The organism is Methylobacterium sp. NPDC080182, from assembly GCF_050281105.1.
In the GTDB taxonomy this organism is placed as follows: Bacteria; Pseudomonadota; Alphaproteobacteria; order Rhizobiales; family Beijerinckiaceae; genus Methylobacterium.
The window spans coordinates 94,613-115,512 of record NZ_JBNNWO010000010.1 but is presented as its reverse complement, the minus strand read 5'-3'; the positions used below and the strand labels follow the sequence as shown (position 1 = coordinate 115,512).

Below are 20,900 nucleotides of genomic sequence, written 5' to 3'. Positions count from 1 at the left end.
CAATCTCAGGCCATTCACCCCAGACCCAAGAGCCGTCCTTGGGCGCCGTCGCGATCGGCTGCCATCCGCGCGAGGGATCGCAGGCCGAATGGCCCGAAACCGAAGGGTTCGGCCCGTCAGGGCAAGAGCCCGGTTCGCTGTGCGAACGCGCCATGGTCTTCATTCCCTCAGCCCTCCTCGGTGGGAGCAGGGGAGGAGAGGGCGAACGGCACCATCGGGATCAGCATGAACCCGCGAGCCTCAATCCTCCGGATCAGTTCGTCTGCCTCGGCTTGGTAGCCCTCGAAGTGCCCCGTGCAGCCTTCGTCGGTCAGTCCGACATCCTCGTCGCGCTCGCGCCGGTACTCATCCAGCTTGCCGTCGATCGACGCCCAGGCTTCGGCTACGGCATCAATGGCTTTCGGGCTTGGCATCCTCTCCTCCTCATGCGTCCTTGGTCGCGAGACGGCCGGCTTCGGGCTTCGGAACATTCATCATCTTCCCGCAGTCGCAGCAGTAGGTGACGCCGAGCCCATCGGTGGCCTTCATCGTGTGCGGGCAGCGCCGGTCGACGCGACCGCTCCGAAGCTTCTTCTCGGCCATCACTGGTCTCCTTGGGACGGGGCTTCGGAAAGGGCAGAACGAGCCCGGCTGTTGCCCTCAAACCAACTTGAGTTCGGATCCAGCGGCGCGTTCATCCGGTAGTTCTGCTCGTCGGCGTAGAACGCCAGCGCCTTCTCCAGCCCTTCCACGCGGGCGAGGGCGGCGTCTCTGGCGACTTTGGCTTGTTTAATTTGGATGAGGAGCACATCGTTGGCGTCAGCGAACTTGCTGACCAGGGCGTAGTTCTCTGCGAGCGTCATGCCGTTAGGGGCTAGAACTTCCTCTCGCCCGGCTTCTGCTTCTCTCAGCCGGGAGAGGATCGCGGCGGTGAGGGATGAACGCGACGACTGCACGGACAGGTCGCGGCACTCGCCGTACTCCTCCGACCAGCGCACCTCGCGTTCGAACGCATCAATCGCCCTATCGATCTCCTCCGGGAGTTCCATGCTAGCGGGGGATGCGGGAGACGGGGAGGGGGCGTTAGTCATCGGTCTCTCCGATTTTAAGAGCCTCGTCCTCCATGCCGTCAGCGGCGTCACGCACGAGCTTGGCGAGCCGCAGCATGGCGTGCTTCGGTTGCTCGTTGCAGTCGATCTCGCTGGACCGCAGATCGGTCAGCCGAGCAACCGTTCGGCCGTCAGGCGTGCGAACCACGTCGACAGAGCAAATCCACCGATCGGATGCCGGCAGCTTGATCACGTTGTCGCTCATCCCCGCTTCTTTCCTCTCGGCCATGGCGTTTCGCTCCTGGGGTTAGGCGGGGTCAGCCACGCCGGCGCAGATCCGCACAAGCTCGGCCAGCTTCTCCGTCGAGACCGGGGCGCCGTCCAAGCTGCGAGCCCAGTCGGCAAGCGGCCCCATGAATTTGCGATGGGTGTCCTGTGTGTCCTCGCTACAGGGCACATAGTAGGCGCCTTCGTAGGACAGGCGCGCCCAGCTATCCCCTTCGACATGCCGCAAGAGGCGCGAGCCCGGGTTCATCAGTGCGCAATCCAACGCGTCGGCTAGCCTGTTGAAGTTTCGCCCGATCATGGCGCCCGGCAGCCGAGAATGGAGCCTGACGTGCCACTGGTCAGGGCGAGGATCCTCGTCGTCAGTCTCCAAGGTGATCATCATTCTCTCCTTGTGTGCGGGGAGGGGTTAGGCGGGGTCAGAAGCTGCCTCGCGGAACTGCTCAGCGCGGAACCGGCATTCGTCTGCGATCTCGCGCCGCTGCGTGCCGGGCAGGCTGAAGAACCGCAGGCGATGACCCATCGTTGAGAACACGTTGGACGCGTCCATCAGATGCTTGCGCAGGCAGGCGTTCTCGGCCTCAAGTTCTCGGATATGAGCGTCTGCCTCCCAGCAAATTTGCGCGTTCGGCTTGTCGCCGCGATCGTCCATTTCTGCGGCTAGGATCTCGCAGCTCTCGGCGACGCTGCGGTATGGTTCTCGTTGAGCACGCTCGGCTTGGAGCTTCTTGAACTGCCAGCATTTGGCCGCTTGCTCTCGGGTATCGCAGCCCCTTACGCCAGACAGCCCGCGCGTATCCTCAAAGCAGTAGTCGCATTCAATGTGGTGATTACCCATGTTGTCCTCGGTGGTAGTCAGCGTCTGCCCGGTCCTGCTCTTTCAGCAACCAGTTCAGGTGCTCGTCGCTGCGCTTACAGCCGGGGATCTTGCAGTGCCGCTCAACCTTGAAGCCGTGCCCATCCTCATGATTGAGGTAGACGAGCTGTGTGTAGCGCTCGCCGGCCAAAATGCCGCCGTGGCAGCAGCTATCGCAGCAGTGATCCTTGCGGGCCGTGTGCTCACTGACGCGGATCGGCTTCGGGTAGCAGTCCGCTTCGTCGTCCCGGTCTTGGTTGAGGATTTCGCGCTCGCCGCATGAAAGGGATCGCATCTGGCCTCCGATAGCTGGTGGCTTTTATCGTGCGTAGATGCTACCATTTATCCGCGCTGATAGCTAGTTGATGCCACCATCTTTTCGAGGCTGAATTGACCGCCGGGCTCGCTTCGGACACACCGCGCCGCATGGGGCGGAAGCAGATCAACGATCCGGACGAAGCCATGACCGCGCGGTTTGCCGCCGGCACGCTGGCGCGCATCAAGGCCGTGCTGATGCCGAAGGAGCCCTTGGCCGCCTTCCTGCGGTCGGCTGTTGAGCGCGAGCTGAAGCGTCGCGAGCGCATCAAGCCCAAGCCGGACTGAGGCGGATCCTACTGAAGGATCGCGCCATCCTCAGGCTTGGCCTCAACCAACCCGAGCGCAATGAGCCGCTGCTGGGCGCGATGCTCGCAGTAGGCGGTAACCGCCGAGGCCATCGCGACGCGGACGATGCCCCTGCCAGTGCGCCGGCCGCTATCCACGAACTTCAGATCACCGACGGCAATTGCCTCATCAATGGCGGCAGCCGGCAGGCCGCACCTGAGCGCGATTGTTCGTGCCTGAGAGACCGAAACAGTCGTGAGGTCCGGCGCTTTGACGACCGGAGCCGGCGGCGTCGGGGCAACGGCCTGAGCAGCCGGCGGCACCGCTCGGTTGTCAGGTGGCGTGTAGGCAGAGATCAGCGCCTTCTCGACATCGCCGATGAACTCCTGCCGGAGCGGCATCACGGTCGCGAAGTCGAAGACCCGGCCGTTGGCTCGGTGCTTGGCGATCCGGCGGTGGCAATCGTGGCTCTTGCCGACGTAGGCCAGAGCGCCGTCGCGGAACAGGAAGTAGATGCCCGACACAATCGGACTGGACGGGTCGCGGGCCATTAGATCTGCCTCTGGAACGGTTTGGGAACCGGCCGAAAAGCCTTTTCTTTCCGTTGCCCGGATGCCCGGGGTTGGGACCGATAAGCCATTGCCGGTATGCCCATGTGGAAGAACGGGCGAGGCCTCCATCCTTCCCAGACAGATTGTGCCGGCCGTGACGGGCCGGTGCGCGCCCGTCAGGCGCCGTGGACCTCCACCATGAAGGTCTCGATCGCCCGCTGCAGGCTGTGGGTCCCGGTATTGACCCGGGCGGCGCTGCCGCGCACCTGCCCGGCCTGCGCCTCGTTGGACGCGGCCGCGGCCTGAACGCCCGCCACGCTCTCGGAGACCTGCCGGGCCTCCGCGGCCGCGCCGAAGATCGCCCGCGCGATCTCCTGGCTGGCCTGCCCCTGCTGGTCGGTGGCGTCCGCGACCTCGGAGGCGATCAGGCTCATCCGGGCGATGGTCTCGCCGATCGTGCCGATGGCGCCGACCGTGCGCCCGGCGGCCCCCTGGATCGCCCCGACCTGCCCGGTGATGCGGTCGGTGGCGAGCGCCGTCTGGCCGGCCAGCGCCTTCACCTCCGCGGCGACCACCGCGAAGCCCCGCCCCGCGGCGCCCGCGCGGGCCGCCTCGATCGTGGCGTTGAGCGCGAGGAGGTTCGTCTGCTCGGCCACCTCGCGGATCAGCGTGACCACGGCGCCGATCTCCTCGGCCGCCTGCGAGAGGCTCATCACCGTCTCCTTGAGCCCCTGCGTGTCGGAGAGGGCCGAGGTGGCGATCGCGCTGGTGTGACGGACCCGCGCCTCGATCTCTCGCGCCGAGGCCGAGAGCTCCTCGGCCGCGCTGGCGATGCTGTCGACGAGGCCCGCGCTCTGCTCCGACGCTCCGGCGACGACGGCCGACTCGGCCGCCATCGCGCCCGCGTTGCCCGAGAGCGTGTCGGCCGCCGCCTGCATCGCCTCGGCCGAGTCGGCGAGATCGGTGACGGCGCGGTGCGTTTCGGCCTCGAAGGTGCGGGTGGCCGCGGCCAGGGCCTCCGCCCGGCTGCGGTCGCGGTCGCGCCGCGCCTGCGCCTCGGCGTCGAGGTCGCGCTTCTCGATCAGCGCCGTCTGGAACGCCGCGATGGCGGCGGCCATCTCGCCGATCTCGTCGCGGCGGTGCGTGAACGGGATCGCGCGGCCGAGATCGTTGGCGGCGAGCGCCGTCATCCCGTCCTTGAGCCGATGCAGCGGCCGCCGCACCTGGCTCACGATGATCCAGATCGCCGCGAGGAGGCCGAACGCCAGCGCCGCGGCCGGCACGGCCACCAGGGTGATCCGCGCCCGACGGCGGTCGGCCGCGTCCGCGGCGCGACGGGCGTTCAGCCGGTTCAGCACCTCCCGTCCGAGAATGCCGATCTCGGCCACCATGCGCTCGCGGTTCTTCACGGTTGCCTCGTCGGTCGCCTGGATCAGCGCGGCCTTGGGCGAGACCGTCAGGCCGAGTTCGGCCGTATCGGTCTGGTAGGCGACGAATTCCTTGACGAAGAGGTCGAACCGCCGCCGTCGGTCGGCGGGGAGCTGATCCTCCATGGCCTCGAGGAAGGGCACCCGCACCTGCTCCACGGTGGCGAGGGCGTCGTGGAGCGCCGACAGCCGCGTGCGCGCCTCGGTCGTGTCCTCCGCGGTGTAGAGGGCCGTAGCCTGCACCACCGCGTGCTCGATCGCCTGCCCCAGGGCGCCCGCCTGAAGGCCGGCGTTCCAGATCCGGTCGGTGGCGGCCGCCCGCTCCTGCTCCCAGTTCGATTGTCGAACCGCGAAGGCAGCGATGCCGATCGCCACCAGGGCCAGCAGCCCGATCACCGCGGAGAGCTTCAGGCCGAGTGAGATGCGCATGGCGACGAGCCGCTTCTGGCCGGAGATTCGTGTGACCGCAGCTATATCGAAGCAAACCTTTTTGAACAGGTAAATATAGCCGGCAAAAACATTTAACTTATACTCCGAAGCTCCGAGATTTTTGCCATCGCGCAGCCCGGCTCAACCTCAGAATCCAGGGGCTCATCGTAGGAAGAATTCGCGGATCTCGGCCGGTGCCGATTGTCAGTTCAGTCTCGCGAGCGCTGTCGGCAGATGCGCCGGCAGGCAGGAGCACTGTTTCACCCGGACGAAGCTGGATCGCCGCGCGCCCGACCGCGCGGGACACGGGTCGGCGATCACGGCAGGCGGATCTCGGTCCGACCTGGGATGCACGACTCCGGAAGCGGTAGGGCGGCCACGATCTCGCGACGGAGATCGTCGCGCTGGGCCTCCACGAGGTCGGGGAGGATATCGGCCTCGTGCTCGTCCAGGGCCGCGATCAGGCGGGGATGGTCGGCGCTCCACTCGAAGGCAACGCGCACCTCGCGTTCGGCGTAGGGGTCCTGTGGGTCGAGGCAGCGATGGGTCGGCATAGCGGCAGGGTCGTCACACCGGCGCGCCGGCAGGCGGTCCCCGTAGGAGCAGGAGACGACAGACGGATGACTTCCACCGGCCGCGGACCGGCAGAGCCGGCGACGGGCCTCGGCGACGATGTTGCCGATCAGTCACATTCCGGGCCTCCCGACCTCCGCGGGAGGCGCCACACGCTGTGTCGGGGGGCGTCGCGCCTCGGTTTGGACGCGGATCGTGCATCGAGGCCCTTGCGTCCCGCCATCCCGGTGTGTAGAGACCCCCTCGTGATCCCCGATAGCTCAGTTGGTAGAGCAGGCGACTGTTAATCGCCTTGTCGCAGGTTCGAGTCCTGCTCGGGGAGCCATCCACTTACCAACATCTTGATCGAACTGAGTTTTCGGCTCTCTCACCCGTCCCGGGTTCTGAGGTTCGGGAACAGCGTTGCCGTTCCGGCATCCGTCAATACGTGCGACGTGCCGTGTTCGACTGGCGCGATGCGGGCGTGCCGGCGCCTCTGCCGACCGGTGCCGTCGCAGATCGATCCTCCACACCCCCCGCGGGATCCGGCGCGCGGTGGCGCCGATGGATGGCGGGATGTTTCGCGCGCCCTCGAACGTCTACGTCGTGCGCCCGTGCCGCCCGCCCCGATGCGGCGCGGCGCGCTTAGCCACGACGACAGGCACGGCGGTGATCCCGATGTCGGGCGGCATGCTCGGTTCCCTGGCCCTGGCGGCCGTCTTCACGCTGGGGTGCTTCGGCATCCACAGCGCGCGCCGGCATCCGGACGCGGTGACCATCGGTCTGTTCCTCCTGCTCGGCCTGCTCGCGTCCCTGTATGTCGGCCAGCACGTCGGACCGGACGCGCACCATCCCACGTGGCAGCACGAGGCCCTGTATCGCGAGAGCGCGCCGACGTCGCATCCGACGATGTGACGGACGTGGCACCGCGCTGTCGGAACGCGCGGCGACATCGACCTCGATTGACCGCGACGGCCGTCGCGTGTGGCCGATGGCCTCGCGGTGACCTAGTTCCCGGAGCCCTCCTGCGAGAGACCGGCCATGGCTTTCCCCGATGCGAACGAACCCAGCGCCACGTCGATCAGCGCCCTCGAGCTGGTCAATACCCTGATCGAGCGCAAGGAGAGCGGCGAGCCGGTCGACGCCGACATCCTGTCTTTCCTGACCGACATGGAACGGCTCGGGCTCACCGACACCGATGCCTACGCGACGCTCGACGCGTATCGGCCTGGGCCCGCACTGGGTGCGACCGGCGGGGATGACGCGAGCGAGGCGGACGCCTAGCGCCGGCGATACGCCGCGCCGATCCGGCCGGTCGTGACGATGGCACCTTCATCCCCGCCGCGGCGTCGGCGGGGATGGTCCGACCCGGATGCGGCCGTCGTCAGGACGGTCGCGGCTCACCGGCAGCGGTGGCGACGTCCATCCCGGCCGAGATAGGTTCCGCTCTGCGGGTCGTAGGATCGGAACCGGCGCGCGCAGTAACGGTCGTCGTCCGCGACGCGGTAGGTTTCGATGTCGGCGTAGCCGTACGTGACGGGCGCATAACCTCCGTAGTACCCGGTGTCGTAGCCGTAACCCGGATAACCGTAGCCGCCGTACAGACCGCCCACGGCGACGCCGAGGCCGAGGCCGCCGAGCCCGTATCCGCCCCGTCCGTAGCCGTAGCCGTAGCCATAGGGGCGGCCGTAGTAGCCGCGGTTGTGGCCGTAATGGCGATGATGACCGTAGCCCCGGTGGGCGCCGAGCCCGTGCCCAAACCCGGGATTGGCGAATCCGCCGCCGACAGCCGGTCGGCCGAAATTGTGGTTGCCGAAGCCGTTATTGGCGAAGCTACCCCCTCCGGCACCGGCAGTCGGCCCGAAGGCGTGATTGCCGAAGCCCCGGTTGGCGAAGCCGCCGCCCGCGGCGCCGGCCCCGACACCGGGACTGCTGAAGCCGCCGCCGCCGACGGCCGCGGCTCCGAAATTGTGGTTGCCGAAGCCGTGGTTGGCGAAGCTGCCCGCCTGCGCCTGGGCTCCGGTCGGCGCCCCGAGAAGAGCGCCGGCAAGGATTGCCGACGCGATCGCTGTGACTGTCGTGTTCATGGTCGCCACTCAGGCTGTGTTGCGTCTACTCTGATCAACGTCGCGCCCGAGACGGCCAATCCCGCTTCCTTTTGTCCCGCCACAGATCGGAGAGCGGCGCGCCGCGCCGCTCGTGAGACGGAGACCTACGAGCGCTGCTGGGCCTTGAGGCTGCTCTGCGCCCCGGACTCGTCCGTCTTCGGGTTCGCGAGGCCGCTCGTGTTGCCGTCGGTGTCGGCGTCCGTCTCGGCAACCACCTGCCGGTTGCCGGCGTGGTCCTGGTACTGCTCGGTCTGGACGTTCTTGCTGTCCAGCCCGCGCTCGTCGCTGTGCCGCGACTTGTCGCGATTGCTGAGCACCATGTTCTCCGGCAGCACGCCGTCGGGCAGGTCCGACATGGCCCCGGATCCAGTTCCCTTACCCTGAGCGCCGGGACCGACTTTGTGCCGACTGGCATTCGCCATGATCATTCTCCGATGCGGATCAACACGTCTCGGGCACGGCGGCTCGCGGTGCCCGCGCGGATCGGGCGGTCAGCGATCCTGCTGATAGCCCTGGTTGGTGGTGTTCACCTTGGAGTTTCCGGCCTGGCCGACCTTGTCCGGATCCTTGGTCTGGGATCCGGCGCGCCCCTGTGTGAGCGGCGCTTCGGTGGCGCTGCCGGGGCCCTTGTCGGACCGGTTGGCCGGCGGAACGGGCGGTGGCTTGGTCGTCATGTGCACCTCGTGGTGACCAGTAAGGAGCCAACCCGACAGGGTCCTCATCGTTCCGGGCGCAGTTGTTCCGGCCACGCTCGAGAGCTAAGCCGTGGCCCGCGAATAGAACGACACACGCACCTCCGCTCATCGCGACTGCGATAGAGCGATCGATCGACTGTTCTACTTCGGACAATCTCGCGACGACGGCGGCACGTCGCGGCTGTTCGGGAACCGCGCGAGACGATGCGAACAGGCCCGGATCTCCGTGGCGGCGACGGCGACACCGCCCGAGAACCTGCACCGTCGCGACAACCGGCGCGCGCGACCCGACCGGATCCGTGCCGATGCGGTATCTGTCGGCCGGCGCGGCCGGCAGATTCTGCCGCTCGGCCGATCCTGCCGGCTGATAGCCCGGACCCGCCGCTGAAATCATTGGGAAAATTCTGGAACGACCCGTGCCTGACCACCGTGAGGGCGGTCGCGGAGGCGTACCATGTCGGTCAACACGGTTTCGGGCAGTTCACTCCAGCGGGATCTCGTCAGCGCCCTCAGGCAGGCGCGGGCGGTGAACGCCGCCCGCCTCGATGTCGGCACCGCCGCGACGGCGAACCAGGAGACCGGCAAGCAGGCGGCCGCGGACGACACGGCCCCGTCGACCGGGACGACCTCGACGCCGACCCTGTCGAACGACCTGATGGCGTCGCTCCTCCAGCTGCAGTCGGACTTCAGCCAGATGGGGCTGCAGAACGGCGTCACGGCGCCCGCGGAAGCCGCGGCCAACGCCGACGACACGTCGACGACCGGCACCGCCACCGGTACGGCGCCCGGTCAGGCCGCGGGCGGCGCGTCCGCCGTCCATCACCATCGCGGCCATCACGGCCACCGGTCGGTGTCGGATGCCGGGCAGAGCGAGGGTGCTGCCCAGGCCGGCACCGCGACCGACGCGTCCGCGGCCTCATCCGCGGCCTCGTCCGCGAGCACGTCCGCGAGCACGTCCGCGAGCACGTCCACCACCGCGACCGCCGATACCGCGACGGCGACGGACAGCGGCAGCGACCTGCAATCCTTCCTGCAGCAGGTGACCAAGGCGGTGACCGCCTACGCGGCCGGCGGACCGCTCGGCATCGCGGCCGCGCTGACCAGCACCACCAAGGTCTGACGATCCCGGGCTTGGCCCGCGGCTGGAGCGGCGCGGCCGCCTCTGGCATGATCGGGGCAACCGGAGAGCGCCATGGCCCTGACCGTCCCCGTGATCCTCGGCAGCGTTCGGACCGACCGCATCGGCATCCGCGCCGCGCGCTTCCTGATCGCGCAGCTGGAGTCCCGCGGCCACGCCGCCCCCCTGGTCGATCCGGCCGAGCTGGCGCTCCCGCTCCTCGATCGGATGTACAAGGAATACACGGCCGGGACGGCGCCGGAGCCCCTGCAGCGCTGCGCCGACCTCTTCCGCCGCGCCGACGCCTTCCTGGTCGTCACGGCCGAGTACAACCACGGTGTGCCGCCGGCACTGTCGAACACCCTCGATCACTTCCTCGAGGAGTATTTCTGGCGGCCCTCGGCCATCTGCTGCTACTCGGCCGGCCAGTTCGGCGGCGTCCGGGCCGCGATGCCGCTGCGGGCCATGCTCGCCGAGATGGGCATGTCCAGCATCCCCTCCCTTCTGCCGATCCCGCGACTCCAGAAGGTCATCGACGCGCAGGGCGTCCCCGCCGAGCCCTGGCTCGCGGCGGCGGCCGGCCGCTTCCTCGACGAGCTGGAATGGCACGCCGAGGCCCTGCGGGACCGGCGCCGGGGCGGCACGCCGTACTGACCCGCGGAACGCCCTCCGGACGCCGCGGGCCCGGGTCGGACGGTGGCTCGAGCGGTGCGGCCCCCAGCATCGCCCCTGCCGGAGCGGAGGTATTCGGACGGCGAACCGGGCCTCCACGCGGGCGTTTCTGTGCGCTGAATCTGTCGAGACGGCGCATTCGATTCTGGAAATTCCCAAATACTCGGCACACGATTGTAGAACAACTGTGCCGGATCGGGCCCGCGAGACGTTGAACCCGCGGAGCGCTCATGTCGCGAGACAGTATTGCGCTGTTGCAAAAAGGTGGCTGCACACAGCCCCGAAGTATGAGAGCTTGGCCGTGTTCCCGAACCCGGACCGATTCCGATGAAGATCGACGAGAGGGCGCTCCTGCAGGAGCGCGTGCGGACGCTTGTCCTGCGCCACGCCCTGGAAGCCGTACTGGACCGCCTCGCGTCGGTGGCGCGCGAGGCCGGGAAAGATGCCGAGACGGAATTCCTGAGCCTGGAGCAGTCGCTCGTCTCGGCCGCGCGCGGTCTCGCCGATCGGGCCACCGCCCAGAAGCTGGCGGTGCTGGTCGCCGTCGAGGACGCAGGCACGACGATCCGGGCCGCATTCGACAACGCCCATGACCGCCTCGAGGCGCTGCGGCCGGCCCATCTCACCCTCGTCGCACCGACGGCGGCCGTCGCCGCCTAGCTGCGCGCGGTCTCGAGCTGAGCCCGGAGCGCCCGGCGCGGACGGGATGTCGGAGGGGCCGCGCCTCGGGCTGGGACGCGCCGCCGCGGGATCGTCGAGGATAGCGGAGATCTGGGACGCCGGGACCGGAAACCGGGACCGAACGCCCCGCCGCGCAACCGATACAGGCGACGTCTCCTGCCGCACCGCTCGAAGATCCGGTCCCCGACCCGCCGTGGCCGGCCGGACACGTCCGCGAAGCTCCGCTCCGGCGCGGCCGGGGCTGGCGAAAGCCCGGATCGGGCGGGCGCGTCCGCGACGCGCCCGCCAGCTCACTGCCAGCTCACTGCCAGCTCACTGCTTGGCGCGGTTGATGATCGCCCAGAGCGCGTGGGCGACGGGCTCGGTGACGGTGCGACGGTACTTGCGGTGAACCAGTTGCCCGTTGTGGTAGACGTCCTGCTCCACGTAGAGCCGCTCGCCGTCCCAGCGGACGATGTTGTCGGACTCGGTGGTCTCCTCGACGCCGAGATCGCCTCGGAGAATCGAGTTGCCTGTCTGGGTCAGCATACGCGCGTCCTCGTTCACGCAGTCGGTTCTACCCGGGAAGCGCCGCCGCGGCCCGTGCAGCGCGATCCCAGGCAGCCCCCGATGTGGGCAGCATAGGAGGGCATCGGCGGACTTGCCAGCGAGGTGATGGACGCAAGCGCCCGACCGTCACGTCGTCCCCGCCCGGCCCCGCGATCCGGGCACGACCTTAACGTTACCCATGTGCGCTTCGGCACGTCCAGCTCGGCCGTAAGGTGCGATCCTTCACAGGCGCACCCAGTCTGTCCGCACGACGCGGGCGGGATCGGCGGCGCGACGGAGGCGTCCATGCTCGCTCGCCCGTTCCGCCTGCTCGCCCCGGCGCTCGCAGCCCTCGGACTCGTGGCCCTGCGCGTCGCGAGCCCGTTCATCGGGCCGGTGTCGCCCGCGCAACCGGGCGCGGCCGACGACGCGGGCGTCGTCTTCCGGCACTATCTCTGACGCTCAACCCCGGCGGCTCAGCACGGGAGCGGCGGCCGGCATCGGGCAAGACGCGCCGGCCGCGGGCCCGAGGATGATGTCGCCCTGGCGCGGGTTGTTGACGGTGAACGGGGCCGTCTCCTGGAGACCGATGAAGCCGCGCCCGATCTGCGGCACGAACAGGTCGCCCCCGAACCGGACGAAGCAGCGGTCGAGCACCGCCTCGTAATCGAAGGTCCGCTGGGTGACCGGGGTCCCGCCCGCGCCCGGCGCACCGCAATAGGCCGCGATGTCGATCTGGCCCGGCCGCGCCAGCCGCACCGGGAGCGACTGGCCGGGCAGCAGCGTGGCGGGCGGGCCGCCGTCCTGACGGGCGACCAGAACGAGGTTCGACCGGTTGTAGACCCGGCGCAGGCAATCCGCCGACGCGCCGGAGACGACCGAGACCGACCCAACGATGCCGAGCACGAGGCCGGCCCATGCGCACGCTACACGCTTCGTCACCGCAATTCCTCCGCCGGCCGGGCGCTCGACCGGCCGAGGCCGTCGATGGTGCCGTCCCTGACTTGAACAGCGGCCAGCTTGGCCGCGCAAGACGAACGCGGCAAGACCCGCCGCGTTCACGCGCGCATCGTAAATTCCCGCGCCCGCCTCGGGATCAGCGGCGCTCGTAGAGGAGGCGGGCCCGGATCGTGCCCGGGATGGCGCGGATCTCGGTGAGCAGCGCCTCGGCATCCGCGTCGGTGGCGTCGGTCTCCAGCACCACGTAACCGACCTCGCCGTCGGTCTGGTAGAACTGCGCGGCGATGTTGACGTGGCCGCGGGAGAACACGTCGTTGAGCCGCCCGAGCATGCCGGGCAGGTTGCGCTGGACGTGGATGAACCGCGTCCCGGTCGGACGGGCCGGGAGTTGCACCTGCGGGAAGTTCACCGCGCCGACCGTCGAGCCGATATCGGAATAGTCCACGAGCTTGCGTGCCACCTCGGAGCCGATCCGCTCCTGCGCCTCCTCGGTGGAGCCGCCGATATGCGGGGTGAGAATCACGTTCTCGAGGCCCTGGAGCGGGCTCACGAACGTTTCGGCGTTCGAGCCGGGCTCCACCGGGAAGACGTCGACGGCCGCGCCCTTGAGATGGCCGTCGCGCAGGGCCGCGGCCAGCGCCTCGAGATCGACCACGGTGCCCCGGGCGTTGTTGATCAGGAAGGCGCCGGGCTTCATCGCCCGGATCTCGGCGGCGCCGATCATGTTGGCGGTGGCGTCGGTCTCCGGCACGTGCAGCGAGACGACGTCGCTCTGCGCCAGCAGGGCGTGCAGCGTCTCGACCGGCTCGGTGTTGCCGTGGCGCAGCTTGTCGGTGTGGTCGTAGAACAGCACGCGCATGCCCATGGCCTCGGCCAGGGTCGAGAGCTGCGTGCCGATATTGCCGTAGCCGACGATGCCCAGCGTCTTGCCGCGCACCTCCAGCGAGCCCACCGCCGACTTGTCCCAGCGGCCCGCGTGGGCGCCCACCGAGCGCGGAACGATCCGGCGCAGCAGCATCACGATCTCGCCGATCGTCAGCTCCGCCACCGAGCGGGTGTTGGAGAAGGGCGCGTTGAAGACCGGGATGCCCCGGTGGCGCGCCGCGTCCAGGTCGACTTGGTTGGTGCCGACCGAGAAGCAGCCCACGGCCAGGAGCCGGTCCGCCGCCTCGAAGGCGGAAGCGTCGAGCTGCGTGCGCGAGCGGATGCCCACCATGTGCACGCCCTGGAGCGCCTCGTGCAGGGCCTCCCGGTCCAGCGCCTTCGGCAGGCGGGTCAGGTTGGTGTAGCCGGCCGCCCGCATCAGCGCCACGGCGCTGTCGTTGATGCCCTCGAGCAGCAGGACGCGGATCTTGTCCTTCGGCAGAGAAAGCTTGTCGGGCGTCATGGGCGTCGATCGTCTGGCAGCAGGCCGGGCCGGGCGGTGCCGGCAGGCCCTGGAGTCGAGCGGCCTGGGATAAGAGGGCGCCGTGTGCGTTGCAACATGGCGCGGTGACGGACCGCCCCGCTTGACCGCAGCCCCGCCCACTGCCTGCCGCATGGCTCCCGCAAGGCTCTCGCATGGCTCATCGGATGCCGGCCGGTCCGGGCGCGGCACGTCCGGCGCGGGCACCGCTCTGCCAAATATTCGGGCAGTTCAAACCGGCCTGAACTGACCTGATCGACGGAACTCGACCCCGGCTCGCGGCTTATTGGGCCCTGTACTGTAACGACCCGCCTGCCGCTCCGTCGGCCGGCGTCCTTCCTCACGGTCCCCGACGATGCATATCCGCACCGGCTTCTCGATCGCCTTCGACACGTTCGGCCCCACGCCGATGAACCTGCTCCTCAACGTGCGCCCGGAGCGGCGGGGCGACCTCCTGACGCCGGAGGTGATCGCCTTCGATCCGCCCGTCGCGGCGTCGCAGCACGTCGACGCCTTCGGCAATGTCTGCACGCGCATCGTCGCGCCGGGCGGCCGGATCACCATGGCGGCCGATTTCACGATCGCCGACAGCGGGCTGCCGGACGATCAGGCCCCCGGCGCCCGGCAGATCGCCGTCCAGGACCTGCCGGACGACGTCGTGCCGTACCTGCTCGGCTCCCGCTACTGCGACACCGACAAGCTGTCGGGCATCGCGTGGTCCCTGTTCGGCGGCACGCCGGAGGGCTGGGCCCGCGTCCAGGCGATCGTCGACTTCGCCCACACCCGCCTGCGCTTCGACTACCAGCAGGCCGACGCGACCCGCACCGCTTTCGACGGCTACACGCAGGGCGTCGGCGTGTGCCGGGACTTCGCGCACCTAGCGATCACCCTGTGCCGGTGCATGAACATCCCGGCCCGCTACGCCACCGGCTACCTCGGCGATATCGGCGTGCCGAAGGACCCGGCGCCGATGGACTTCTCCGCGTGGTTCGAGGTCTTCCTCGAAGGGCCGGAGGGGCCGCGCTGGTACACGTTCGACGCCCGCCACAACCGGCCCCGCATCGGCCGCATCGTCATGGCCCGCGGCCGCGACGCCACCGACTGCGCCCTGACGACGAGCTTCGGTGCCGCCCATCCGGTCCGGTTCGACGTCCACACCGACGCGGTGGTCGAGCCGCCGGAGACCCTGGCCCGGGCCGCCTGAGGCGCGCGCCCGCCGCGTCACCCGGCCCCACCCGCTAGATCGCCTCGGCGGTCTCTCGGGCCGGCGCCGGGTTGTTCGCCAGGTGCAGGAACGTCTGGTCGAACTCCGCAACCTCCGTCAGCGCGTCCCAATCCTCGATGGTCAGGATGCCGCCGCTCAGCGTGACGAGCCCGCGTCCACGCAGAGTGCGCAGGACCCGGTTGAGATGGACGCTGGTCAAGCCGAGCGCGTCGGCGAGTTCGGACTGCTTGGGCACCAGCGGGCAGCTCAGGCCGCGCGCGAGCCCGACCGCCTTCTGCCGGAGATAGAGCTCGCAGAACAGGTGGGCCACGCGACCGAGCGCCTGCCGCCGCCCGAGGCTGGTGATCCGCTCGCGGTAATGGGCAGCGTCGATGAGGCTGTCGCGCCAGAGGGTGCCGGCGAGCCCCGGATTGCGCAGGAGGACCGCGCGCAGGTCGTCGTGCGCGATCAGCGCCACGACGCAGGGCGTCAGGGTGGCGAGGTTGTGATCCATCCGATGCAGGTGGAGGCTCTGCAGGTCCGGCAGGTCGCCCGCGATGTAGAACGACAGGATCTGCCGCCCCCCCTCGGCGAGGGCGGCGTAGCGGTAGACCCAGCCCTGGAGGACGAGGCAGCTGTGGGTCGGCCGGTCGCCGAACCGGACGATGTCGTGGCGGGCCGGCAGGTTCCGGACCGTGTGCGGCAGATCGAGGAGCGCCGCGCGGTCGGAATCGGACAGGCGCGCGATGCTGTCGAGCTTGCGCGCCAGCATCTCCATCGGGGCGTTGTAACCGTTCGGCATCGGGGGCTCAGGCCCCGGATCGCGCGGAGCGCGCGGTGCCGCCGCGCCGACGGGGGGCAGCCCGAGAGTCGAGATCAGGACAACCCACGCTTCACCCCCTTACGCCCCGGATCGCCGACCGGCGCGGACCTCGGTCGAGCGGGGTTGCCCCCTCGGCCGTCGGAAGCGCGACCGCAAACGTTCGACGGCGGACAAGTTTGCCGGATCTGCGGCCGGCGGCAAGACCACCGATATCGCCCGGACCCCGCGGACCGTCCTCCGCCCCGCGAGCCTAAAACCCTAATCGGTTGAAGTCGCAAGGCCGATGCTGTAAGGGACGCGCGTCCTCCCGGATCCGCCCTCGCGCGCTCGTCTTCTGGCGCGCCCGCCGGGCCGCCGGACGGACCGCCCTCGTCATCCGTATCGACGCGTCGGCAAACCGGGTCCCGCGGGACCGGTCGCCTCTCCCGAAAGACTCCGGGAAGGCCGCGGCGAACGGGGGCGCCTGCAACGCGAGCCGCCGACGCAACGGGCCTCCGCCGGGGGCCGTTCAGGAGACAGAATGACCGCAGGTACCGCTCTGGGGCGTGGCCCGAGCCGCGAGGATTTCGCAGCCCTCCTCGAGGAGAGCTTCCTCGAACACGAGATCACCGAAGGCTCCGTCGTCAAGGGTCGCGTCGTCGCGATCGAGAAGGACGTGGCCGTCATCGACATCGGCGCCAAGACGGAAGGCCGTGTCGCGCTCAAGGAATTCACCGGTCCCGGCCGCGAGGGCGAGCTGAAGGTCGGCGACGAGGTCGAGGTCTACGTCGACCGGATCGAGAACGCGCTCGGCGAGGCCGTCATCTCGCGCGACAAGGCGCGCCGCGAGGAGAGCTGGGTCAAGCTCGAGAAGTCGTTCGAGAACAACGACCGCGTCACCGGCACGATCTTCAACCAGGTCAAGGGCGGCTACACGGTCGACCTCGACGGCGCCGTGGCGTTCCTGCCGCGCTCGCAGGTCGACATCCGCCCGGTCCGCGACGTCACCCCGCTGCTGGGCACCCCGCAGCCGTTCCAGATCCTCAAGATGGATCGCCGCCGCGGCAACATCGTCGTGTCGCGCCGGACCGTCCTCGAGGAGAGCCGCGCCGAGCAGCGCTCCGAGCTGGTGGCCAACCTCGAGGAAGGTCAGGTCATCGACGGCGTCGTCAAGAACATCACCGAGTACGGCGCGTTCGTCGACCTCGGCGGGATCGACGGCCTGCTGCACGTCACCGACATGGCGTGGCGCCGCGTGAACCACCCGTCCGAGGTGGTCACGATCGGCCAGACCGTGAAGGTCAAGATCATCAAGATCAACCACGAGACGCACCGCATCTCGCTCGGCATCAAGCAGCTGCTCGCCGATCCGTGGGAGGGCATCGCCGCCCGCTACCCGGAGGGCGCCAAGCTCAAGGGCCGCGTGACCAACATCACCGATTACGGCGCCTTCGTGGAGCTGGAGCCGGGGATCGAGGGCCTGATCCACGTCTCCGAGATGAGCTGGACCAAGAAGAACGTCCATCCGGGCAAGATCGTCTCCACCTCCCAGGAGGTCGAGGTTCAGATCCTGGAGGTCGATCCGGTCAAGCGCCGCATCTCGCTGGGCCTCAAGCAGACCCTGCAGAACCCCTGGGAGGCCTTCGCCGAGAAGCACCCGGTCGGTTCCGAGGTCGAGGGCGAGGTCAAGAACAAGACCGAGTTCGGCCTGTTCATCGGCCTCGAGGGCGACGTCGACGGCATGGTCCACCTGTCGGATCTCGACTGGAACCGTCCCGGCGAGCAGGTCATCGAGGAGTTCAAGAAGGGCGACATGGTCCGCGCCCAGGTTCTCGACGTCGACGTCGAGAAGGAGCGGATCTCGCTGGGCGTGAAGCAGCTCGGCGGTGACCCCTTCGCCGAGGCCGGCGAGATCAAGAAGGGTCAGATCGTCACCTGTGAGGTGGTCGAGGTGAAGGATGCCGGCGTCGAGGTGAAGATCGTCGACACCGACATGCAGACCTTCATCCGCCGGGCCGAACTCGCCCGCGACCGCGGCGACCAGCGCCCCGAGCGCTTCGCCACCGGCGAGAAGTTCGACGCCCGCGTCGTCCAGTTCGACCGGAAGGCCCGCCGCGTGCAGGTCTCGATCAAGGCCCTCGAGGTCGCCGAGGAGAAGGAGGCCATGGCCCAGTTCGGCTCTGCCGATTCGGGTGCCTCCCTCGGCGACATCCTCGGTGCCGCCTTCAACAAGAAGCGCTCCGACGACGAGTGAGAGACGGCCCCTGCCGCCCGGCCTGTCCGGGCGGCGGATCCGCCGCGTTGAGACCCGCGCGGGACCCCGGTCCCGCGCGGGTTTTTCTTTGGGCGCCGGCAATCCAAGGTTGCCAGGAGCGCGCGGCCGGTCCGGTCGTGCCGCCCGACGCGACAGCGACGGGCCGCCCCGTCATTTTCTTCGCGCGCCCCGTATCCACGCCCGCGGAAAATGCTCTAGAACACCGGCCTCGCACGGCTCGGACGGAGCGAGCCGAAGGAAACCAAGGACTTGCCCGGCGCGGGGGTACGGCTCCCGCACCCCGTCGAGGGGCCGGTCGGGGTGCTTTAGGGGAAGCGACAGCATGGCAGCCGATGCCGAACTGCTGATTGACCGGCGGCGCCTGCGCCGCAGGTTGTCCCTCTGGCGCGTGCTCGGCGTCGGCGGCCTCATCGTGGCGGTCGGGGCCCTCGGGTACCGGGTGCGGACGGGCGCGGACGGCGCCTTCGCGGTGCAGCCCCAGATCGCCCGCATCTCCGTCTCGGGCTTCATCGCCGGGAGCGAGGCCACCGCCAAGCTGATGAAGCGGGTCGGCGATTCGGACGCCGTGAAGGGCGTGATCGTCTCGATCAACTCGCCGGGCGGCACGACTACGGGCTCGGAGGAGATCTTCCGCAACCTCCGAGCGCTCGCCGCCAAGAAGCCGATCGTGGCCTTCGTGGACGGCACCGCCGCGTCCGGCGCCTACATCACCGCGATCGCGGCCGATCACATCGTCGCGCGCGAGACCAGCCTGGTCGGCTCGATCGGCGTGCTGTTCCAGTACCCCGACTTCTCGGGTCTGCTGGACAAGGTCGGCGTCAAGGTCGAGTCGGTGAAGTCGTCGCCGCTCAAGGCCGAGCCCTCGGGCTTCACCCCGACCTCGCCGGAGGCGCGCGCCGCGCTGGCCTCCGTGGTGGGCGACACCTACGCGTGGTTCAAGGGCCTCGTCGCGGAGCGCCGCGGCATGGATCCGGCCCAGCTCAGCACCGTCTCGGACGGACGGGTGTTCAGCGGGCGCCAGAGCGTGCCGCTGAAGCTCGTCGACGAGCTCGGCGGCGAGCGGCAGGCAGTGGCGTGGCTGGAGAGCGCCCGCGGCGTCCAGACGAACCTGCCGATCAAGGACTGGAAGCCCGCCTCGGAGAGCCGGTTCTCCCTGTGGTCGGCCGCCGGGATCGGCGCCGACCTCCTCGGCCTGGAAGGCCTCGCGGCGCGGCTGCGGTCCGTCGGCGCCGAGGCCGAGGCCGCCCGGGGCGGGATGCTCGCCCTCTGGCGCCCGGAACCCTGAACGACCGCCGCCGCGCAGCCCGCCCCGATCCCGCGAGAAGATCCCACGCCATGATCAAGTCGGAGCTCGTCCTCAAGATCGCCGAGCAGAACCCGCATCTCTACCAGCGCGACGTGGAGATCCTGGTCAACGCGATCCTCGACACCATTTCCGACGCGCTGGCCCGCGGCGACCGGGTTGAGCTGCGCGGCTTCGGCGCCTTCTCGGTCAAGCGCCGGGAGGCGCGCCGGGGACGCAACCCGCGCACGGGTGCCGCCGTTGCCGTGTCCGAGAAGGCGATCCCCGTGTTCAAGACCGGCAAGGAGATGCGCCAGCGCCTCAACGCCGCCGGGATCGGCGAGAATGCCTCGGCCGCCGAGTAGGAAGGACCTGTGAGCGCGATGATCCGTTTCCTGAAGAGCCTCGTGCTGCTGCCGATCGCCGCCCTGGTGATCCTCCTGGCAGTGGCCAACCGCGCGCCGGTACGGCTCTCCTTCGATCCGTTCAACGTGGACGCGCCGGTCTTCAGCGTCGACCTCCCGCTCTACGCGATCCTGTTCGGCGCGGTGGCCCTGGGCATCGTGGTGGGCGGCATCTTCACGTGGCTCGGCCAGGGCAAGACCCGCGCGCGGGCGCGCTACCACCGCCGCGAGGCCGTCCGGCACGAGCGCGAGGCGACCCGGCTGCGGGCCTACGCGCCGGAGACCGAGACCCCGGGCGTCTACACGGTCCCGAATACCGGCCGGACGGCCCTGCCGGCCCCGCGCTGAGGCGGCCCCCTCAGCGCCGGCCGCGCGCGGCCGCCACGAAGGCCGCGATCTTCGCCGGATCCTTCACCCCTGGCGCCGTCTCGACACCCGACGAGACGTCGACGGCGCCGATCCCCGTGCGGGCGAGGGCGTCGGCCACGTTTCCGGCGTCGAGGCCGCCCGACAGCATGGTCCCGGGCGGGAGCGCGGCGCCGCGCAGGATCTCCCAATCGAAGCGCCGGCCGTTGCCGCCCGGCAGGGCGGCGTCCGGCGGCGCCTTGGCGTCCAGCAGGATCCGGTCGGCGACCGCCGCGTAGGCCGGCAGGGCCGCGAGATCCGCCGACGTCGCGATGCCGAGCGCCTTCATCACCGGCCGTCCTGTCCGGGCACGGATCGCCGCGACGCGCTCCGGGCTCTCCCGGCCGTGGAGCTGGACCAGATCCGGATCCACCGCCGCGACGGACGCGGCGAGAAGCGCGTCGTCCGGATCGACGAGCAGGATGACCCGCTCGGCCCGGCCGCGGGCCAGGGCCGACAGCGTGGCGGCCCCCGCCAGCGCCACGTGCCGGGGACTGCGGGGGAAGTGCACGAGGCCGATCCAGTCCGCCCCGGCCTCCAGAGCGGCGGTCAGGGTCGCTTCGGTGCTGAGCCCGCAGATCTTCACGCGGGTCGGGGGCGGGGAGGAGGCCATCGGCCTCCTATAGCCGAT

30 protein-coding genes and 1 tRNA gene are annotated in these 20,900 nt (G+C 69.6%); 13 read left to right on the top strand and 18 right to left on the bottom strand.

Going from position 1 to position 20,900, the window contains the following annotated elements; translation table 11 throughout:
* Nucleotides 1–167: 167 nt before the first annotated feature.
* Genes ACQKQD_RS18225 through ACQKQD_RS18195 form a run of 7 tightly spaced genes read right to left on the bottom strand, consistent with a single transcriptional unit; the run spans nt 168 to nt 2,464 of the window.
* A complete protein-coding gene (locus ACQKQD_RS18225; protein WP_427509095.1) occupies nt 168–413 on the bottom strand; it encodes a hypothetical protein in 246 nt (81 codons plus the stop codon).
* 10 nt (nt 414–423) lie between these two features.
* Nucleotides 424–582, bottom strand: a complete 159-nt coding sequence (locus ACQKQD_RS18220) for a hypothetical protein (protein ID WP_427509094.1) — start codon at nt 580–582, stop codon at nt 424–426.
* On the bottom strand, nt 582–1,028 hold the full coding sequence (locus ACQKQD_RS18215) for a hypothetical protein (protein ID WP_427509093.1): 447 nt from the start codon (nt 1,026–1,028) through the stop codon (nt 582–584). The genes ACQKQD_RS18220 and ACQKQD_RS18215 overlap by 1 nt, the downstream gene beginning before the upstream one ends.
* Nucleotides 1,029–1,062: 34 nt before the next feature.
* Nucleotides 1,063–1,317, bottom strand: coding sequence for a hypothetical protein (locus ACQKQD_RS18210; protein WP_427509092.1), 255 nt, complete (start codon nt 1,315–1,317; stop codon nt 1,063–1,065).
* 18 nt (nt 1,318–1,335) lie between these two features.
* Nucleotides 1,336–1,698 carry a hypothetical protein gene (locus ACQKQD_RS18205; RefSeq protein WP_427509091.1) on the bottom strand — a complete coding sequence of 121 codons (363 nt, stop codon included), beginning with the start codon at nt 1,696–1,698 and terminating at the stop codon, nt 1,336–1,338.
* 24 nt (nt 1,699–1,722) lie between these two features.
* Nucleotides 1,723–2,151, bottom strand: a complete 429-nt coding sequence (locus tag ACQKQD_RS18200) for a hypothetical protein (RefSeq protein ID WP_427509090.1) — start codon at nt 2,149–2,151, stop codon at nt 1,723–1,725.
* Entirely contained in the window at nt 2,144–2,464 is a 321-nt protein-coding gene (locus ACQKQD_RS18195) for a hypothetical protein (RefSeq protein WP_427509089.1), read from the bottom strand. The genes ACQKQD_RS18200 and ACQKQD_RS18195 overlap by 8 nt, the downstream gene beginning before the upstream one ends.
* 95 nt (nt 2,465–2,559) lie before the next feature.
* Between ACQKQD_RS18195 and ACQKQD_RS18190 the strand changes: the two genes are divergently transcribed.
* Nucleotides 2,560–2,772 carry a hypothetical protein gene (locus tag ACQKQD_RS18190; RefSeq protein WP_427509088.1) on the top strand — a complete coding sequence of 71 codons (213 nt, stop codon included), beginning with the start codon at nt 2,560–2,562 and terminating at the stop codon, nt 2,770–2,772.
* A gap of 8 nt (nt 2,773–2,780) precedes the next feature.
* Here ACQKQD_RS18190 and ACQKQD_RS18185 read toward each other — a convergent pair whose 3' ends face one another.
* The 3 genes from ACQKQD_RS18185 to ACQKQD_RS18175 all read right to left on the bottom strand — a co-directional run bounded on the left by ACQKQD_RS18185 (nt 2,781) and on the right by ACQKQD_RS18175 (nt 5,733).
* On the bottom strand, nt 2,781–3,323 hold the full coding sequence (locus ACQKQD_RS18185; protein WP_427509087.1) for a GIY-YIG nuclease family protein: 543 nt from the start codon (nt 3,321–3,323) through the stop codon (nt 2,781–2,783).
* A 176-nt stretch (nt 3,324–3,499) separates the two neighbouring features.
* Nucleotides 3,500–5,179 (bottom strand): methyl-accepting chemotaxis protein, encoded by a 1,680-nt coding sequence (locus tag ACQKQD_RS18180; RefSeq protein ID WP_427509086.1) that lies wholly within the window; start codon nt 5,177–5,179, stop codon nt 3,500–3,502.
* Nucleotides 5,180–5,496: 317 nt separating this feature from the next.
* Nucleotides 5,497–5,733 (bottom strand): hypothetical protein, encoded by a 237-nt coding sequence (locus tag ACQKQD_RS18175; RefSeq protein WP_091976398.1) that lies wholly within the window; start codon nt 5,731–5,733, stop codon nt 5,497–5,499.
* 268 nt (nt 5,734–6,001) lie between these two features.
* Here ACQKQD_RS18175 and ACQKQD_RS18170 point away from each other — a divergent pair.
* The 3 genes from ACQKQD_RS18170 to ACQKQD_RS18160 all read left to right on the top strand — a co-directional run bounded on the left by ACQKQD_RS18170 (nt 6,002) and on the right by ACQKQD_RS18160 (nt 7,015).
* A tRNA-Asn gene (locus tag ACQKQD_RS18170) sits at nt 6,002–6,077 on the top strand.
* Nucleotides 6,078–6,307: 230 nt separating this feature from the next.
* Nucleotides 6,308–6,646, top strand: coding sequence for a hypothetical protein (locus tag ACQKQD_RS18165; protein ID WP_427509085.1), 339 nt, complete (start codon nt 6,308–6,310; stop codon nt 6,644–6,646).
* Nucleotides 6,647–6,772: 126 nt separating this feature from the next.
* Nucleotides 6,773–7,015: a hypothetical protein gene (locus tag ACQKQD_RS18160; protein WP_056530108.1), complete on the top strand. Its 243-nt coding sequence runs from the start codon at nt 6,773–6,775 to the stop codon at nt 7,013–7,015.
* Nucleotides 7,016–7,131: 116 nt separating this feature from the next.
* Here the strand turns inward: ACQKQD_RS18160 and ACQKQD_RS18155 are convergent, their stop codons facing one another.
* The 3 genes from ACQKQD_RS18155 to ACQKQD_RS18145 all read right to left on the bottom strand — a co-directional run bounded on the left by ACQKQD_RS18155 (nt 7,132) and on the right by ACQKQD_RS18145 (nt 8,513).
* Nucleotides 7,132–7,818, bottom strand: a complete 687-nt coding sequence (locus ACQKQD_RS18155; protein WP_427509084.1) for a BA14K family protein — start codon at nt 7,816–7,818, stop codon at nt 7,132–7,134.
* A gap of 125 nt (nt 7,819–7,943) precedes the next feature.
* A complete protein-coding gene (locus ACQKQD_RS18150; protein WP_427509083.1) occupies nt 7,944–8,261 on the bottom strand; it encodes a hypothetical protein in 318 nt (105 codons plus the stop codon).
* A gap of 69 nt (nt 8,262–8,330) precedes the next feature.
* A complete protein-coding gene (locus ACQKQD_RS18145; RefSeq protein WP_012319429.1) occupies nt 8,331–8,513 on the bottom strand; it encodes a hypothetical protein in 183 nt (60 codons plus the stop codon).
* A gap of 475 nt (nt 8,514–8,988) precedes the next feature.
* Between ACQKQD_RS18145 and ACQKQD_RS18140 the strand changes: the two genes are divergently transcribed.
* The 3 genes from ACQKQD_RS18140 (at nt 8,989) to ACQKQD_RS18130 (ending at nt 10,983) form a co-directional block, all read left to right on the top strand.
* Nucleotides 8,989–9,654, top strand: coding sequence for a cell wall anchor protein (locus ACQKQD_RS18140; RefSeq protein WP_427509082.1), 666 nt, complete (start codon nt 8,989–8,991; stop codon nt 9,652–9,654).
* A 72-nt stretch (nt 9,655–9,726) separates the two neighbouring features.
* The gene (locus ACQKQD_RS18135) at nt 9,727–10,305 is read left to right on the top strand and encodes an NADPH-dependent FMN reductase (protein WP_427509081.1); all 579 of its coding nucleotides are present in this window, start codon (nt 9,727–9,729) and stop codon (nt 10,303–10,305) included.
* A 345-nt stretch (nt 10,306–10,650) separates the two neighbouring features.
* Nucleotides 10,651–10,983 carry a hypothetical protein gene (locus ACQKQD_RS18130; RefSeq protein WP_020092164.1) on the top strand — a complete coding sequence of 111 codons (333 nt, stop codon included), beginning with the start codon at nt 10,651–10,653 and terminating at the stop codon, nt 10,981–10,983.
* 333 nt (nt 10,984–11,316) lie between these two features.
* Here ACQKQD_RS18130 and ACQKQD_RS18125 read toward each other — a convergent pair whose 3' ends face one another.
* Nucleotides 11,317–11,532 (bottom strand): hypothetical protein, encoded by a 216-nt coding sequence (locus tag ACQKQD_RS18125; protein ID WP_020092165.1) that lies wholly within the window; start codon nt 11,530–11,532, stop codon nt 11,317–11,319.
* A 306-nt stretch (nt 11,533–11,838) separates the two neighbouring features.
* On the opposite strand from ACQKQD_RS18125, the gene ACQKQD_RS18120 reads away from it, so the two are divergent.
* Complete coding sequence (locus ACQKQD_RS18120) at nt 11,839–11,991, top strand: hypothetical protein (RefSeq protein WP_427509080.1); 153 nt, start codon at nt 11,839–11,841, stop codon at nt 11,989–11,991.
* 3 nt (nt 11,992–11,994) lie between these two features.
* Here the strand turns inward: ACQKQD_RS18120 and ACQKQD_RS18115 are convergent, their stop codons facing one another.
* Complete coding sequence (locus ACQKQD_RS18115; RefSeq protein ID WP_427509079.1) at nt 11,995–12,474, bottom strand: hypothetical protein; 480 nt, start codon at nt 12,472–12,474, stop codon at nt 11,995–11,997.
* Nucleotides 12,475–12,628: 154 nt separating this feature from the next.
* Nucleotides 12,629–13,879 carry a phosphoglycerate dehydrogenase gene (serA, locus tag ACQKQD_RS18110; protein ID WP_427509078.1) on the bottom strand — a complete coding sequence of 417 codons (1,251 nt, stop codon included), beginning with the start codon at nt 13,877–13,879 and terminating at the stop codon, nt 12,629–12,631.
* Nucleotides 13,880–14,252: 373 nt separating this feature from the next.
* On the opposite strand from serA, the gene ACQKQD_RS18105 reads away from it, so the two are divergent.
* Nucleotides 14,253–15,101 (top strand): transglutaminase-like domain-containing protein, encoded by an 849-nt coding sequence (locus tag ACQKQD_RS18105; RefSeq protein WP_427509077.1) that lies wholly within the window; start codon nt 14,253–14,255, stop codon nt 15,099–15,101.
* A 34-nt stretch (nt 15,102–15,135) separates the two neighbouring features.
* On the opposite strand, the gene ACQKQD_RS18100 is transcribed toward ACQKQD_RS18105, so the two are convergent.
* Nucleotides 15,136–15,903, bottom strand: coding sequence for a Crp/Fnr family transcriptional regulator (locus ACQKQD_RS18100; RefSeq protein WP_427509076.1), 768 nt, complete (start codon nt 15,901–15,903; stop codon nt 15,136–15,138).
* 541 nt (nt 15,904–16,444) lie between these two features.
* Between ACQKQD_RS18100 and rpsA the strand changes: the two genes are divergently transcribed.
* From rpsA to ACQKQD_RS18080, 4 genes are all read left to right on the top strand, one after another.
* On the top strand, nt 16,445–18,157 hold the full coding sequence (gene rpsA / locus ACQKQD_RS18095; RefSeq protein WP_010683172.1) for a 30S ribosomal protein S1: 1,713 nt from the start codon (nt 16,445–16,447) through the stop codon (nt 18,155–18,157).
* Between the two features lie 343 nt (nt 18,158–18,500).
* Nucleotides 18,501–19,463, top strand: coding sequence for a signal peptide peptidase SppA (gene sppA / locus ACQKQD_RS18090; protein ID WP_020092171.1), 963 nt, complete (start codon nt 18,501–18,503; stop codon nt 19,461–19,463).
* A gap of 50 nt (nt 19,464–19,513) precedes the next feature.
* Nucleotides 19,514–19,825 carry an integration host factor subunit beta gene (locus ACQKQD_RS18085; RefSeq protein WP_012319412.1) on the top strand — a complete coding sequence of 104 codons (312 nt, stop codon included), beginning with the start codon at nt 19,514–19,516 and terminating at the stop codon, nt 19,823–19,825.
* An 18-nt stretch (nt 19,826–19,843) separates the two neighbouring features.
* Complete coding sequence (locus ACQKQD_RS18080) at nt 19,844–20,212, top strand: LapA family protein (RefSeq protein WP_427509075.1); 369 nt, start codon at nt 19,844–19,846, stop codon at nt 20,210–20,212.
* A gap of 10 nt (nt 20,213–20,222) precedes the next feature.
* On the opposite strand, the gene ACQKQD_RS18075 is transcribed toward ACQKQD_RS18080, so the two are convergent.
* Nucleotides 20,223–20,882, bottom strand: a complete 660-nt coding sequence (locus tag ACQKQD_RS18075; RefSeq protein ID WP_427509074.1) for a phosphoribosylanthranilate isomerase — start codon at nt 20,880–20,882, stop codon at nt 20,223–20,225.
* Nucleotides 20,883–20,900 lie beyond the last annotated feature (18 nt).